Raw genomic sequence first — 14,485 nt, forward strand, 5'->3', positions numbered from 1 at the left:
ATTGGAGCGCAGCGACAGATGAGACATCAGCTAGAACAGCGGTTTGACTACGTCAAAATTGCTCTGGCATCGCCAAAGCGAATTCAGGACTGGGGGCAAAGAAACCTGCCCAATGGTCAAGTGGTGGGTGAGGTCACGAAACCCGAAACGATCAATTACCGGACGCTCAAACCAGAAATGGATGGCCTTTTCTGCGAGCGCATTTTTGGCCCCGCAAAAGATTGGGAATGCCACTGCGGCAAGTACAAGCGGGTGCGCCACAGAGGTATTGTCTGCGAACGCTGCGGCGTAGAAGTGACAGAATCGCGGGTGCGTCGTCACCGTATGGGCTACATTAAGCTAGCGGCACCTGTGGCTCACGTTTGGTATCTCAAGGGCATTCCCAGCTATATGTCGATTCTGCTGGATATGCCCCTGCGGGATGTGGAGCAGATTGTCTATTTCAATGCCTATGTGGTACTCAGTCCTGGCAATGCGGAGAATCTCAGTTACAAGCAGTTGCTGACGGAAGATCAGTGGCTGGAAATTGAGGAGCAGCTCTATAGCGAAGATTCTACCCTGCAAGGTGTCGAGGTGGGAATTGGTGCTGAGGCGCTGCAACGTCTCTTGCAGGACATTAACTTGGAAGCAGAGGCTGAGTCCCAACGAGAGGAAATTGCCAATGCTAAGGGTCAGAAGCGGGCGAAACTGATTAAGCGCTTGAGAGTGATTGACAACTTCATCGCGACTGGTTCTAAGCCAGAGTGGATGGTGCTGTCGGTGATTCCGGTAATTCCGCCAGATTTGCGTCCAATGGTGCAGCTGGATGGCGGCAGATTTGCCACTTCTGACTTGAATGACTTGTATCGCCGGGTAATTAACCGCAACAACCGCTTAGCACGGCTCCAAGAAATCTTGGCACCGGAAATCATTGTTCGCAACGAGAAGCGGATGTTGCAAGAAGCCGTGGATGCGCTCATTGATAATGGTCGTCGGGGACGGACGGTAGTAGGTGCCAATAATCGGCCCCTGAAATCTCTGTCAGACATTATTGAAGGTAAGCAGGGACGCTTCCGGCAAAACCTGTTGGGTAAGCGAGTGGATTACTCCGGACGTTCTGTAATTGTGGTGGGACCAAAGCTAAAAATCCACCAATGCGGCTTGCCACGAGAAATGGCAATTGAGTTATTCCAACCGTTTGTAATTCACCGGCTGATTCGCGGCGGACTAGTCAATAATATCAAGGCAGCCAAGAAGCTGATTCAGCGCGGGGATGCCTCTGTGTGGGACGTGCTAGAGGAAGTAATTGCCGGACACCCGGTAATGCTAAACCGGGCACCAACGCTGCACCGTTTAGGGATTCAAGCGTTTGAGCCAATTCTGGTAGAAGGTCGAGCAATTCAGCTGCACCCACTGGTATGTCCGGCGTTCAACGCGGACTTCGATGGCGACCAGATGGCGGTTCACGTACCGCTTTCTTTGGAGGCTCAGGCAGAAGCGCGGTTACTGATGCTGGCTTCTAATAACATCCTCTCTCCAGCGACGGGCCGACCCATTGTAACGCCTAGCCAAGACATGGTATTAGGCTGCTATTACCTAACGGCAGAAAACCCAGCAGCGACCAAGGGTGCTGGAGGTTATTTCGCCAGCTTGGATGATGCGCTCTTAGCCTATGAGCAGTCTGCGGTAGATTTACACGCCTACATCTGGGTGCGCTTTGACGGGATAGTAGAGAATGATAAACCGGATGCGGAGCCGGAAAAGGTGGAAACCTTAGCTGATGGCACCGTCTGGACAACCTACAACTTCCGTCGAGTGCGGCAAGACAAGGAAGGAAACGTCTTGACCCAATACATTCGGACGACGCCCGGTCGAATTATCTACAATAAGACGATTCAAGAGGCATTGGCAATATAAATCAGTGTTGAGGACGGAGTGATTGAGGGCTGGGCAAAGAGTTTTGACTTTCCTCCTCACTCACGTCCTCGCTCCGGTGTTTTGTGTTGGCTTGTTCTGTGTTCGCTCAGTCCGCGAGTTGAATGGCCCTACGCGAATACGCCTCATTGCTCAGTCTTCTTTAAATACTCGTTTTGCGAGTAGAGCGCCGCTACGCTAACAGTCCTTATACCTCAGTCCTAACTTATGGCAGAGCAACCAGAAATCAAAAATATTTTTCATAATCGGATGGTGGACAAAGGGCAACTGAAGAAACTGGTTGCCTGGGCATTTACGCATTTCGGTAGTGCCCGCACCTCCCAAATGGCAGACCGCCTGAAAGATTTGGGCTTCCACTACGCGACTAAAGCGGGTGTCTCGATTAGTGTGGATGACTTGCAGGTGCCGGATTCTAAACGGCAGTTGCTGGACGCTGCCGAAACTGAAATTCGCTCTACAGAAGCACGCTACACGCGGGGCGAAATCACCGAGGTGGAGCGCTTCCAAAAGGTTATCGATACCTGGAATAGTACCAGCGAAGCCCTAAAGGATGAGGTGGTTCGCAACTTTAGACAAAAAAATCCCCTGAATTCGGTCTATATGATGGCGTTTTCTGGGGCGCGGGGAAATATTTCTCAGGTGCGTCAGCTGGTGGGAATGCGTGGATTGATGGCAAACCCCCAGGGAGAGATTATTGGTCTGCCAATTAAGACGAATTTCCGGGAAGGTTTGACCGTCACGGAATATATTATCTCGTCTTATGGGGCACGGAAGGGATTGGTAGATACCGCTCTACGTACAGCGGATTCCGGCTATCTTACCCGCCGCCTGGTGGATGTGTCTCAGGATGTAATTGTTCGGGAAGTGGACTGCGGCACCCAGCGAGGGATTCGCTTACGCAGCATGACTTCGGACGATCGGGTGCTGATTCCTTTGTCCGATCGCCTGCTGGGTCGCGTTTTAGTAGAAGATGCGGTTCATCCCACCACGGGGGAAGTGGTCATGCCCCGCAATCAGCCGATGTCAGAAGAAATGGGGCTGAACATTGTTAAGGCTGGGATAGAAGAAGTTTTCGTGCGATCGCCCCTGACCTGCGAAGCCGCCCGTTCCGTGTGTCAACATTGTTACGGCTGGAGCCTCGCCCACGGGCATCTCGTGGATCTGGGGGAAGCGGTGGGAATTATTGCCGCTCAGTCGATTGGCGAACCAGGCACCCAGCTCACCATGCGGACGTTCCACACTGGCGGCGTCTTCACTGGCGAAGTCGCGCGACAAGTCCGTGCGCCGATGACCGCCAAAGTGCGCTTCAGCCGAGGGATGCGGACGCGGGGACTGCGGACGCGGCACGGGGAAGATGCCTTGCTAGTGGAATCGACCAATGCGGAATTGATTCTCGATCCGGTAGACAGCACTCAGGAGCAAATCTCGATTCCGCTCACTCAAAATTCCACCCTGTACTGTGTTAATGGCAGCACGGTAACGGCAGAACAGCTATTGGGTGAAGTTGCGATCGCTTCTTCCACTCGCGCCCATACAGAAAAAGCCGCCAAAGACGTTACCACTGACCTGGCAGGCGAAGTGAAGTTTGAAGGTCTGCTTCCAGAAGAAAAAACCGACCGCCAGGGGAACACCACCCGGATTGCGGCGCGGGGTGGTTTGTTGTGGATTTTGTCTGGAGAAGTTTACAACCTACCTCCAGGTGCCGAAGCCGTCGTGCAGAACGGTAAAGTGGTGGATCGCAACGACGTACTCGCAGAAACCAAGTTGGTGAGCGAGCATGGTGGTGTCGTCCGGCTAAAAGCTGATGACGCTGGTTCGCGGGGACGAGAAATTGAAATTATCACCGCTAGCGTGCTGTTAGACCAAGCACGGGTGCGAATGGAAGCGACTCAAGGCCGCGACCATTATGTAATTTATACCGCCGACAATCAGCGCTTTTCCCTGAAGGCCACCCCAGGGACAAAAGTTCAAAACCACCAGGTAGTAGCCGATTTAATTGACGATCGCTATAACACCCAGACCGGGGGAATTATCAAATACGCCGGTGTGGAAGTTGCCAAAAAAGCCAAGGCAAAACAAGGATACGAAGTCATCAAAGGCGGCACCTTGCTGTGGATTCCAGAAGAATCCCATGAAGTGAACAAGGATATCTCCCTCCTGCAAGTGGAAGACGGTCAATACGTAGAAGCCATGACAGAGGTCGTCAAAGATATCTTCTGTCAAACAGCTGGGATAGTGGAAGTAACCCAGAAAAACGATATCCTACGGGAAATCGTGATTAAGCCCGGTGAACTACATTTGGTCGATGACCCAGAAGCAGTGATGGGAACAGATGGATCGCTGTTCTATCCCGGACAGGAAGTTATGCCAGGGCTGACGGTTAGCGAGTTGCGTTATACCGAATTTGTGGAAACCCCTGAAGGCCCTGCATTGTTGCTGCGTCCGGTGACTGAGTTTCACGTTCCCGATGAGCCGAGCGTACCGTCTCAAGCTTCTATTTCTGGAAGGGGACGTTACAAGATTGAGCTGCGGGCAGTTCAGCGGCTTCCTTACAAAGATGGGGAACGGGTGAAGTCCATCGGAGGGCTGGAACTGCTGCGGACGCAATTGGTTCTGGAAATTGGCTATGGAACTGAAAGTGAGAGCAGTTCCGAGAGCCTTGGTGCTTTAGAACTACTGGCGGCGGATATTGAGTTGCTGCCAATTGAAGGAAAGGGAGTTGAAGCAAAAGGCAAGGACGACGAAGAAAGCTCCGCGCTTTCAACCGTAAGTTCTGAACTTTCGCCTCGGACTTCAGAAATGCGTTTACAGCTCTTGGTTTCGGAATCTCTGGTGATTCGTCGGGATACAGCGGCAGATCCACTTTCTGGCAGTACCCATACACGGATTATGGTGACTGACGGTCAGCAGATCGAGCCAGGAGCCGTTGTGGCTCGCACGGAAATTCAGTGCAAGGATGCCGGAGAAGTCCGGGGGATTCGCGCTGGAGAAGCCTCGATTCGCCGGGTGCTGCTGGTTCGGGATACCGACCGGATAAGTGTTGACACGAAAGGCGCTAAACCCACCGTAAAAGTGGGAGCGCTGTTAGTAGCAGGGACTGAGATCGCCTCTGGCGTACTTGCCCCAGAGTCGGGTCAAATTTCCGCCATCTTGGAGGATTCGATCCAGATGCGTCTGGCTCGTCCTTATCGCGTGTCTTCCGGAGCCGTCTTGCATATCGATGATGGAGACTTGGTGCAGCGGGGTGACAACCTAGTGCTGCTAGTCTTTGAGCGGGCGAAAACTGGGGATATCATCCAAGGTTTGCCACGTATTGAAGAACTGCTGGAGGCACGGAAGCCAAAAGAAGCGTGTATTTTGGCACGGCGTTCGGGAACGGCTCAGGTCGTTTACGGACCTCAGCAGGACGCAGAGGAGATTAAAGTCATTGAATCGGACGGCGTCGTGGCTGACTATCCCCTCGGCCCCGGACAGAACGTCATTGTGGGAGATGACATGGTTGTAGAGACTGCGGAGGCGCTAACCGATGGTCCTGCCAACCCCCATGAAATTCTAGAGATTTTCTTTGAGCATTACCGGGAAACGATGGGAGTCTACGAAGCGGCGCTGATGGCGTTGCAGAAGGTTCAGACTTTCCTGGTGAATGAAGTGCAGTCGGTTTATCAATCTCAGGGGATTGATATTTCTGATAAGCATATTGAGGTGATTGTGCGCCAGATGACCTCGAAAGTCCGGGTGGATGATGGCGGCGATACCACGATGCTGCCGGGAGAGTTGGTGGAACTGCGGCAGATTGAGCAAGTGAATGAAGCGATGGCAATTACTGGCGGGGCACCGGCGCAATATACGCCGATGTTGCTGGGGATTACCAAGGCATCGCTGAATACAGATAGCTTTATTTCTGCGGCATCTTTCCAGGAAACGACGCGGGTTCTCACCGAAGCAGCAATTGAAGGCAAATCTGACTGGCTGCGCGGTCTGAAGGAGAATGTGATCATTGGGCGACTGATTCCGGCAGGAACCGGGTTCAATGCCTATGAGGACAGCATCAGCTCAGATGTTGATATGTCAGCATCTGGCTTCGGTTCCGGACTGGATGTTGAGGAGGACGCGCTGGACGTGGTGCTGGATGACCGAACAGCTCGTGCTTACAGCCCAGGTCTTGGATTTGAAGAACGGCCTACTTATGGAATGGGCGGTGCTATCTCTCCAGTTCTTGATGATGACGACGACCTCATTGACGATGTTGAGGATGACGACGACTTTGAGGACGACGACTAGAGAGTAATGAGTACCGAGAACTGAAGAGAGAGTAGAAAGAGGAGATAAAAAGTAGTAAACGCGGTGTGCAACTTTCTGTATTTCTCCCCCTTAAAAAGGGGGTTCAGAAAGTTAAGAAAAAGTTGCAGACGTTAGAAAAGGAATAGAGAAGAGAATATTCTCTTCTCTATTCCTTTTTACTTTTAATTCACTCAATCCTCAGGTCTCAAGCACTCAGTCCTCAGCCCTCAGTCCTCACCTCTCAGCCCTCAGCACTAATTAAGACTGTTCTTGCAATTCACCAGCGCGGACGCTAATGGATGTCGCTTGGTTGGCGCGCTGCACCTTCATCTGTATAACCTGACCGACACGGCTATTCTCGACAATTCTCTGCAACTCGGCGGCAGTCTTCACGGGTTGCCCATCAATCTCCAAAATCACATCCCCCCGGCGCATTCCACTTTTGGCAGCTGGGGTATTTGGCAACACTCGCACGACTAGGACGCCGTTGATTTCTGGCACCTGTAGGGGAGCATTGGGGTCGCTGTTGTTTTCAGCCGCTACTTGGGGCGTTAGGGTTGCCATTTGAACGCCGAGATAGGGATGAGCGACTCTTTCTCCACGCGCCAGCTGAACAGAAATTGTTTTGGCTTGATTAATCGGAATTGCAAAGCCTATCCCCATTGCGTCAGCACGAATCGCCGTGTTGATGCCAATTACTTCACCCTGTTGATTTAAGAGTGGTCCACCGGAGTTACCTGGATTAATCGCTGCATCGGTTTGAATGAAATCCAATCGCTTGTCAGGAATCCCCACAGCGGCACTGGAGCGTTTAAGGGTACTGATAATTCCCAAGGTGACGGTGTTATCCAATCCTAATGGATTGCCGACTGCGATCGCCCAGTCACCCACTTGCACTTCGTTAGAATCTCCAAGAGGTGCCACGGGTAAGTCGCTACCTCCATCGATTTTGACCACCGCCAAATCCGTTACCGGATCGGCACCTTGTACCTTCCCCTCTATTGTGCGTCCATCCTTAAGGGTGACAGTCACCTTATCCGCCTGATTGACCACATGGGAATTTGTCAAAATAATCCCACTCTTGTCAATAATGAAACCAGAGCCTTGACCGCGTAGGCGCTCTTGCATCGGCCCTCTGGGCAACTCTTCACCAAAAAAACGCCGGAAGAAGGGGTCGTCAAACAACGGATCGATGTTACGGTTGACTGTGCGCTCGGTATCAATTCTGACGACTGCCGCTCCTACCCGATTCACCGCTGCGGTGACAAAACTGCCAGTTGCAGCAGTATTGGGAATTCTAGAAATACTGCTTTGCGCTACCAGCTCTGATGCCCCTGGAGTAAGTGCAACTTCTTTGGGAGCAGGGCCAGCCTGAGACGGCAAGACACGATAAGCGCCAAACGCCAAAATGCCTCCTAGAAAGGTGGCAATTACATAGGTACTGACTTGACGCAGAAACCGAAAAAACTTTGGAAATTGCATAGCATCAATTTTCTAGCTTTGTGATGATCTATCTGGTAACAAAAATATCCCTATAGTTATTTTTACAGGTGAAACGACTGAACTTAGGCTCAAGCACTGATGCGGTTTTCCCTACATCTCAAATTTCTATAAACATAAAGACGCATTCTTTGAGGCGACACATTAGCGTAGGGGCACGAAGTGGAGTGTAGTACAATTTTTCATCTCTAGAAGAGCAGATACTTAAATAGGCTACGATGTGGAATACAAATGCTGCCTTATTGACTCTCCATGATTGGATCGAATCCGCTAACTGACGAAACCTTGCCCGTCCACGGTCGTTCACATACCCACGAGCATGGGGATGAAGAGTCTCCCCATCATCATGTCCACAGCGAAGAATCACTGCGGCGGGTTGTTAATCGCTTGTCTCGGATTGAAGGACACGTCCGAGGCATCAAAAATATGGTGCAGGAAAGCGAATCCTGCCCCAAAGTTCTCGTGCAGATTGCTGCTGTGCGGGGTGCCCTAGATCGGGTGGCGCGGATAATTTTGGATGAACATTTAACTGAGTGTATTGCCCGCGCAGCTGAAGAAGGCAATATTGAAGTTGAAATTGAAAAGCTAAAAGAAGCTTTGGATCGATTTTTGCCTTAGTTTAGTTAGATTACAAAACTGGCTTCCCTTTGCGTGGAAGCCAGAAAAAAACATTGGTATCGAAGACAACGATATAGCTAGGGATTTACTTATGCTTATGCAGCAACTTATCAACAAGCACCTCTTGGTCGTCTTCACTCAAGCTGTCCCAATCCAGCCCCCGTTCAGCACTCAAGACGCGCATCTGCTGCTCTTTCTCTGTTAACCTATCTGTGCCATTCATCTTTCTTTCCGAGGCGAGGGTGTCCAAGAGTATGGATTTATCCTCCTGTGGCAGTTGTTTAACTAAGTCAATTACCTGCCTAATTGTCAATTCTATCTTTGGCATGATTATTCCCTCGGTAGTTTATGAAATTGATATCTGAAACCACAGCGACAATCATGACGGGGTGGCAGTTGTGGCTGAAATGAAGAAGCGAACATCTACGACACGTCGGGAAGAGCTGATTTGAGATTTTTGCTCAAGAGACGCGAAGACACAAAGGCAACTACTATGAAAAGTTCGCAAATTCTTTCAGCTCAACTATTTGTGAGAGTACCACAAGTAAGAAGCTAGCTGCTGTCTCATCCCTTTGGAAAAGGACTAGCGATCCTTCAATTTTTCTTCTCTCAAGTGCTTGTAAATGCTGATGTCTCAAATTTTCAGAATTCAATGTTTTTGGAGGTATTTTTTATCACATATAGAAGTACAATCTTCACATTTTTACGACTTTTAATTTTGTTAAAGCTATTTTAATGAAGAGCCTTTAGATAATATATTTTTATTGTTTATTTTACTAAATGTAAAAAAGCGAGTTTGAATTTTTTTGATAATAAAAGCCATACAATTCTAAACATTGTCTGCGTTTTGATTCACCTCCTAAGTTGCTTACACATGGAAAATGTTTAGCTATGCGATAGATTGGCAATTGGCTTTAAACGTAAACCTTTATTTATCACAATATTGTATAAAACTGTGCTTAAATCAGCTTTTACAGGTTGTCGAGTCTACGGGGATCGATTTAAAATGAATTAAGCATGATTATAAACTATCGGCATTAGTTAACATAGACTGCTTTTCTAATTTGTTTAAATTAATAGAACCAACGATTGGTATTAGTAACGACTAAAAATAAAATATATTTTTATATGAATATATTTTGATAAAATTAAAAAATAGAATAATTACTTTGTTTTTTGCTTAAAAAATCTAGCAAAAAATCAACCTTAAAAATAACAATAATCAGTGAATAAAACAATAACATTTAAATATGTACCAAAATATCTTGATTATGTGAATTCACTGAGATAGGAATAGTTAGTATTTTTTGTCATAGTATTGACTTTTATTAGCCTAATATTTACTTTAGAAACGTAGCATAATTACCAATAAAAACAATAAGAAAATTTAATGTTTAAGTAAGAAGTAATAAAATATATTAATGTTTTTAGTGATGGCACTATGTTGGGGAAGTTGGAGGAAGCGATCGCACGGTTAACCTGGTTCGATTGCCTCTGTACACAGGGATAGCAAAACCTTCCTAATTCCGGAGTCGGAATTGCCAACGAATAGAGCAGCATAAATTCTACTGCATTGCTTGCAGCTCCAGTCAGGATAGCGATCGCAACTGGTAGTGTTGGTGACAGAGGATGCGATCGCTATCCTGACGTGCATTACGATTAAGCAAATCAGATTTGAGCAAACAGTTGTAGAGGATGACGTTTGATTATCAATTTCACTATTCTTTGAGCGGTAGCGCAGATAAACCAATAATCCTGTTTTTACATGGCTTTATGGGTGACTGCAACGAATTTAATCAAGTTATCTCATTTTTGTCTGACCAATTTTGTTGTCTTGCTGTTGACCTTCCAGGTCATGGACAAACTAAGGTTATGGGTGGAGACGAGTGCTATGAAATGGCAAATACTGCCCAGGCTTTGCTCAACCTGCTAGAACAGTTAAGCATTGAAAAATGTTTTTTGGTTGGCTATTCGATGGGTGGACGATTGGCTTTATATTTGACCCTTCATTTCCCCGAACGTTTTCCTAAAGTTGTCTTGGAATCGGCATCTCCTGGGTTGAAGACCGAAGAGGAACGATGGAAGCGACTCCAGCGGGATCTAGAATTATCGCAGGAATTAGTAACGATTGATTTTTCAGAATTTTTAACAAATTGGTATCATCAGCCGCTTTTTGTTTCTCTCAAAAAACATCCGAAATTTGAGCAGATAATAGAGTTTCGGCTACAAAATAATCCCTTTGAATTGGCTAAGTCCCTAAGTAATTTGAGTACTGGATGCCAACCTTCTTTATGGAAAGCGCTCAAACAAAACCAAAACCCTATGCTTTTGCTAGTGGGTGAATATGATAACAAGTTTAGAATCATTAACTCAGAAATGGCGAAACTGTGTAAAGCAGCTAAGGTTAATTTAATTAGTAATTGTGGGCATAATATTCATGTAGAAAATCCAAGAGTATTTTTTGACAAAGTTAGCCAGTTTTTAGCTAAACCTGTATCAATTCAATAATATTTGTTAAGGTAATGCTTACCCTAAATACCATTTGGGTTTTGAGGCGCTGCCTTAACGCTCGCTCAATCGGGCTTAAAAAGGAAAGCTAAGAAATTTATATGTTACAAACAAAATGATAAATACCCCGCCTCCGCTTTTAGGTAGGAGGCGGGGGCGAGATTCTAAATGATAGCTATTTAAACCAATTTTATATTATAAAAAATACGGTAATTTGCAGCTTCAATTAGTTTAAATTATTAATTTGCCTTTTCCGAAGTAAAGTATTATCAGAAATGTAGTTTATTGGTTGCCGTTGTGCGGAATTTCATTTTATGGAAACAATAGGAATTCATCATGCCGCGATTATTTGCTCTAACTATGAAAAATCTAAAAAGTTTTATGTAGAGGTTTTAGGATTCTCAATTATCCAAGAAACCTTTAGAGAAGAAAGAAATTCTTACAAATTAGATTTGAGAGTTGGTCGCGGCGATCAAATTGAGCTTTTTTCATTTCCTAATCCTCCTCAAAGATTAAGTCACCCTGAAGCTTGCGGATTGAGGCATTTAGCGTTTGCTGTCAAAAATATAGATGAAGCTGTTTACTATTTAAAAAACCAAGGAGTGCAGGTAGAAGATATTAGACTTGATGAGATGACTGGCAAGCGGTTTACATTCTTTAGCGATCCAGACGGATTACCTTTAGAAATCTATGAAAAATAGCTTTACAGGCGCTTAAACTTATGTTGGCTAATCAATACTTGGTTTTTCTCTGACATCAAGCTCTCAAGGAGCTTTTAAGTTTAAGAAAATTATCACTGTTTTGGCAAACGTTGTTAAGTTTTTTTCTTAAAAACTTAACAACGTCCGGAAAAAAAGGAGCAAAAGCAAGGGTTTCTACGGAGAAAGGCGATCGCTTTCATCAAAAGTCCCTTAAAAAAACGGTGGGAACAGTCTATTAATTCAACTATCTATAGTAATAGATTGTTCGACCTCACCTCCTTTGGAGTCCGCCATGAATCTCCACCGCCCAGCTTTGTGCTTACTACCCGGTTTCAAAAAAAGTACAAGCAAAGGTTTCACAACCTTTGACTTAATCGCTCATATTTTTCTAATTGGGCTGGTGGTAATGGCTATGCCGATTTTTTTCAACACGTCAGCTCCAGAAGGAGGTGTTGCCTCTTCTAACCGCAAAACGTTGCTGATTCGGATGAATTTCTAGGAAGTCTACGTTACAAACAATGAGGGGAAAGATATCTTAGGGCAAGCTGAAGAGTGTGATGGATACTAAAGTTCACTGAACTAGATTAAATTTGGAAGCCCGCACTCGCGTCGGTTTTTTATCCAAAAGTTTGTAGCTCTTCTTTTAGCATTTGCTCATAAATTTCTGGCAACTTCCCACTCATAGAGTTGGTTTCTATCCCATAGCCCAGACTTGTCCAAGTGCCAGATAGCAGCCGCAACACCTTTTTTAGTTTCCCTTGGCGCAGCAACTTGGAAATGTCTACTTTCCAGGCTTTCCGGTCACTCAGCCACGCATAAACTACAGCGTCCTGAAATTGTGGCTCAAAGCTATAAGAGTGCCAAAACATAAATTCTGAAGGCTGCGGGTGATAGCGCTGAGCCTTCTCAAGCCACGTCGTGTTGAGCATCTGATAGCGACCAGCAGCAGTAGAACATTTTCCCGTATTAGGGCCAACACCAATCGGGATGCACATCTGGGGATGCTGGCTGAGGTCTTGGACATACTGACCGCCATAGATGACCCGATAAGGCTGGGCAACATTTGCTTCACTAGCAGAAATTGTCCGCATCAAGGCACGGATATAAGGATCGCCCCCTTGCATTGCCAAGGGAGCGGTACCGTTTCCGTTCAGTGGAGCCACCGACGAGTTTCCGTAGGAGAAGCCGCGATCGCGCAGCTGCTCCCAGTCTTTAAGATAAAGCAACAAGCACAGCACCGCCGTCATGCTCAGCATCCCGATGAGAAAACTCCCGATCGCTGAAAACATCCCGGCGAGAAAACGCCCGATGGCTGAGAACATAATTAGGCCACACTGGCAAACATCTGCTCCCAGCTTTTTTCAGGAGCCTCTGCCTTGGTAATGATTTCAACAATTTTATTGCGAGCCGATGGTTGAAATAGCGCTTCGACACACACTTTCGCGACCTTAGTACGGGGAATGCTGCCACTTAAAGACAGAGTGTCAGCCTTGTACATAGCGATTGGCTCTGAGTTCTCTTCGTTTTTAAGACCTCCCGGTCGCACAATTGTGTAGGTCAACCCGCTTTTCTGAATATATTCCTCTGCTTGCTTCTTCCACACCAGAATCAGCCAAAACAGATTCAGCGGATGCAAAAATTGAGAAGCTCCAATTGAAGAAACCAGCACAAAATGCTCGATTCCCTTTACCTTGGCGGCATCCACTAGATTTTTAGTGCCTTCGTAGTCCACCTTGTAGGGTCCAGTCGGGTCAAAGCCGGGGCTAGCACCTGTGGCGCACAGTAGAACCGTACTATCACCTAGGGCAGAAGAGAGGCTTTCTGGCTGTAAAACATCGCCAACTACCAATTCAGCGGCATCTGGTAGAATCTGTCTAGCTTTTTCGATGTCTCGAACCAACGCTCGAACAGGTATATTCCGCTGCACTAGCTCTTGTACAATCCGACGACCTGTCTCCCCCGTTGCCCCTGCTACAAATGCTTTCATTAATTTCTCCGTAAATTACCCGTGTCCAGTCTTTAGAATCGCAAGCTATGCTGAGTGGACAGAGAATTTTTTTTGGTTGGCAGTAAACTCTAACTTTTTAATTGTAGAAACTCAAAGGCGTTGTCGTCTTTTGTTGAAGAATTAGAATCTATGGAAACAATTCAGCCCATTGTGGGCATCCTGTATATAGAAAAACGGCAACCAGCGCAGGAGAGCAGGTGATGCAGTCGCAATTCTACGATCGTCAACCGTTTGAGGTACCGTTTGAGGTTAACTCAGGAATGTTGAATCCAGTATCCAGTCTCATGGATGCCGACAATGCAGCTATAGAAACCGCGAGTACGAATGAAACGACTCGATTTCATACTCACTTTGAGAGCTGCATGGAGATGTATGCCGATGCCGAAACGGTTGCTAAGTATCTAGATACTCACCACGGTTGGTTCTGCCGCTGCGCTCACCCCATGCAAGTAGAACCCCTGGGAGAGAATGGTTATGCTTTAGTAATCGGGCGTTTTGGTGCGTTTGGTTATGAGGTAGAGCCAAAAATTGGCTTAGAACTGTTGCCACGGGATCAAGGTGTTTATCGAGTTCGGACAGTACCCGTTCCGAATTACGTGACTCCAGGCTATGACGTTGACTATGAGTCGGCGATGACATTAGTGGAAGTACCAGCAGATAGATTCGCCCCACATCAGGTATCTGCGATCACCTATGTTGAGTGGCATCTGGACTTGTCCGTTTACATTCAGTTTCCCAAGTTTATTCACAAGTTGCCTAAGTCTGTGATTCAAAATACGGGCGATCGCCTCTTGGCTCAAATTGTGCGACAAGTTTCTAAGTCTCTCACCCCCAAAGTCCAGGAAGACTTTCATACCAGTCTGGGCTTGCCCGTGCCTAAAAAAGCCAAGAAAAGGGCTAATGGCTAAATCCCTAATGGCTAATGGCTAATAGCAATTAGCCATTAGCATCCTCC

Annotated in this window: 12 protein-coding genes; 7 read left to right on the top strand and 5 right to left on the bottom strand. The window is 46.9% G+C overall.

Going from position 1 to position 14,485, the window contains the following annotated elements; all coding sequences use genetic code 11:
• Positions 1-18 precede the first annotated feature (18 nt).
• Both NC996_RS01045 and NC996_RS01050 read left to right on the top strand, forming a co-directional pair.
• The gene (locus NC996_RS01045) at positions 19-1,896 is read left to right on the top strand and encodes a DNA-directed RNA polymerase subunit gamma (protein WP_190425180.1); all 1,878 of its coding nucleotides are present in this window, start codon (positions 19-21) and stop codon (positions 1,894-1,896) included.
• A 225-nt stretch (positions 1,897-2,121) separates the two neighbouring features.
• Positions 2,122-6,195 carry a DNA-directed RNA polymerase subunit beta' gene (locus tag NC996_RS01050; protein WP_190425182.1) on the top strand — a complete coding sequence of 1,358 codons (4,074 nt, stop codon included), beginning with the start codon at positions 2,122-2,124 and terminating at the stop codon, positions 6,193-6,195.
• A gap of 258 nt (positions 6,196-6,453) precedes the next feature.
• Here the strand turns inward: NC996_RS01050 and NC996_RS01055 are convergent, their stop codons facing one another.
• Positions 6,454-7,677 (bottom strand): HhoA/HhoB/HtrA family serine endopeptidase, encoded by a 1,224-nt coding sequence (locus NC996_RS01055; protein WP_190413955.1) that lies wholly within the window; start codon positions 7,675-7,677, stop codon positions 6,454-6,456.
• 270 nt (positions 7,678-7,947) lie between these two features.
• On the opposite strand from NC996_RS01055, the gene NC996_RS01060 reads away from it, so the two are divergent.
• The gene (locus tag NC996_RS01060) at positions 7,948-8,313 is read left to right on the top strand and encodes a metal-sensitive transcriptional regulator (protein ID WP_190413957.1); all 366 of its coding nucleotides are present in this window, start codon (positions 7,948-7,950) and stop codon (positions 8,311-8,313) included.
• A gap of 85 nt (positions 8,314-8,398) precedes the next feature.
• Here the strand turns inward: NC996_RS01060 and NC996_RS01065 are convergent, their stop codons facing one another.
• A complete protein-coding gene (locus NC996_RS01065; protein ID WP_190413959.1) occupies positions 8,399-8,641 on the bottom strand; it encodes a hypothetical protein in 243 nt (80 codons plus the stop codon).
• 1,146 nt (positions 8,642-9,787) lie between these two features.
• On the bottom strand, positions 9,788-9,967 hold the full coding sequence (locus NC996_RS01070; RefSeq protein ID WP_190683392.1) for a hypothetical protein: 180 nt from the start codon (positions 9,965-9,967) through the stop codon (positions 9,788-9,790).
• A gap of 41 nt (positions 9,968-10,008) precedes the next feature.
• Here NC996_RS01070 and menH point away from each other — a divergent pair, with 41 nt between their 5' ends.
• From menH to NC996_RS01085, 3 genes are all read left to right on the top strand, one after another.
• Positions 10,009-10,821, top strand: coding sequence for a 2-succinyl-6-hydroxy-2,4-cyclohexadiene-1-carboxylate synthase (gene menH, locus NC996_RS01075; RefSeq protein WP_190525586.1), 813 nt, complete (start codon positions 10,009-10,011; stop codon positions 10,819-10,821).
• 314 nt (positions 10,822-11,135) lie between these two features.
• Positions 11,136-11,522 (top strand): VOC family protein, encoded by a 387-nt coding sequence (locus NC996_RS01080; protein WP_190413965.1) that lies wholly within the window; start codon positions 11,136-11,138, stop codon positions 11,520-11,522.
• Between the two features lie 292 nt (positions 11,523-11,814).
• Positions 11,815-12,021, top strand: coding sequence for a hypothetical protein (locus NC996_RS01085; RefSeq protein WP_190413967.1), 207 nt, complete (start codon positions 11,815-11,817; stop codon positions 12,019-12,021).
• 118 nt (positions 12,022-12,139) lie between these two features.
• Here the strand turns inward: NC996_RS01085 and NC996_RS01090 are convergent, their stop codons facing one another.
• Together NC996_RS01090 and NC996_RS01095 are read right to left on the bottom strand one after the other, a co-directional pair.
• Positions 12,140-12,844 carry a glycoside hydrolase family protein gene (locus NC996_RS01090; RefSeq protein ID WP_242033190.1) on the bottom strand — a complete coding sequence of 235 codons (705 nt, stop codon included), beginning with the start codon at positions 12,842-12,844 and terminating at the stop codon, positions 12,140-12,142.
• 2 nt (positions 12,845-12,846) lie between these two features.
• Positions 12,847-13,509, bottom strand: a complete 663-nt coding sequence (locus NC996_RS01095) for an NAD(P)H-binding protein (RefSeq protein WP_190683394.1) — start codon at positions 13,507-13,509, stop codon at positions 12,847-12,849.
• A gap of 305 nt (positions 13,510-13,814) precedes the next feature.
• On the opposite strand from NC996_RS01095, the gene NC996_RS01100 reads away from it, so the two are divergent.
• Entirely contained in the window at positions 13,815-14,438 is a 624-nt protein-coding gene (locus NC996_RS01100; RefSeq protein WP_347277780.1) for a DUF1997 domain-containing protein, read from the top strand.
• Positions 14,439-14,485: the final 47 nt, after the last annotated feature.

The organism is Trichocoleus sp. ST-U2 (assembly GCF_039961875.1).
Taxonomy (GTDB): Bacteria; Cyanobacteriota; Cyanobacteriia; order Cyanobacteriales; family FACHB-T130; genus FACHB-T130.

Bases quoted from the DNA above. Each gene is read 5' to 3' on its own strand.
- NC996_RS01045 (WP_190425180.1), top strand. From the start codon at position 19: ATGAGACATCAGCTAGAACAGCGGTTTGACTACGTCAAAATTGCTCTG.
- NC996_RS01050 (WP_190425182.1), top strand. From the start codon at position 2,122: ATGGCAGAGCAACCAGAAATCAAAAATATTTTTCATAATCGGATGGTG.
- NC996_RS01055 (WP_190413955.1), bottom strand. From the start codon at position 7,677: ATGCAATTTCCAAAGTTTTTTCGGTTTCTGCGTCAAGTCAGTACCTAT.
- NC996_RS01060 (WP_190413957.1), top strand. From the start codon at position 7,948: ATGATTGGATCGAATCCGCTAACTGACGAAACCTTGCCCGTCCACGGT.
- NC996_RS01065 (WP_190413959.1), bottom strand. From the start codon at position 8,641: ATGCCAAAGATAGAATTGACAATTAGGCAGGTAATTGACTTAGTTAAA.
- NC996_RS01070 (WP_190683392.1), bottom strand. From the start codon at position 9,967: ATGCACGTCAGGATAGCGATCGCATCCTCTGTCACCAACACTACCAGT.
- menH (WP_190525586.1), top strand. From the start codon at position 10,009: ATGACGTTTGATTATCAATTTCACTATTCTTTGAGCGGTAGCGCAGAT.
- NC996_RS01080 (WP_190413965.1), top strand. From the start codon at position 11,136: ATGGAAACAATAGGAATTCATCATGCCGCGATTATTTGCTCTAACTAT.
- NC996_RS01085 (WP_190413967.1), top strand. From the start codon at position 11,815: ATGAATCTCCACCGCCCAGCTTTGTGCTTACTACCCGGTTTCAAAAAA.
- NC996_RS01090 (WP_242033190.1), bottom strand. From the start codon at position 12,844: ATGTTCTCAGCCATCGGGCGTTTTCTCGCCGGGATGTTTTCAGCGATC.
- NC996_RS01095 (WP_190683394.1), bottom strand. From the start codon at position 13,509: ATGAAAGCATTTGTAGCAGGGGCAACGGGGGAGACAGGTCGTCGGATT.
- NC996_RS01100 (WP_347277780.1), top strand. From the start codon at position 13,815: ATGGATGCCGACAATGCAGCTATAGAAACCGCGAGTACGAATGAAACG.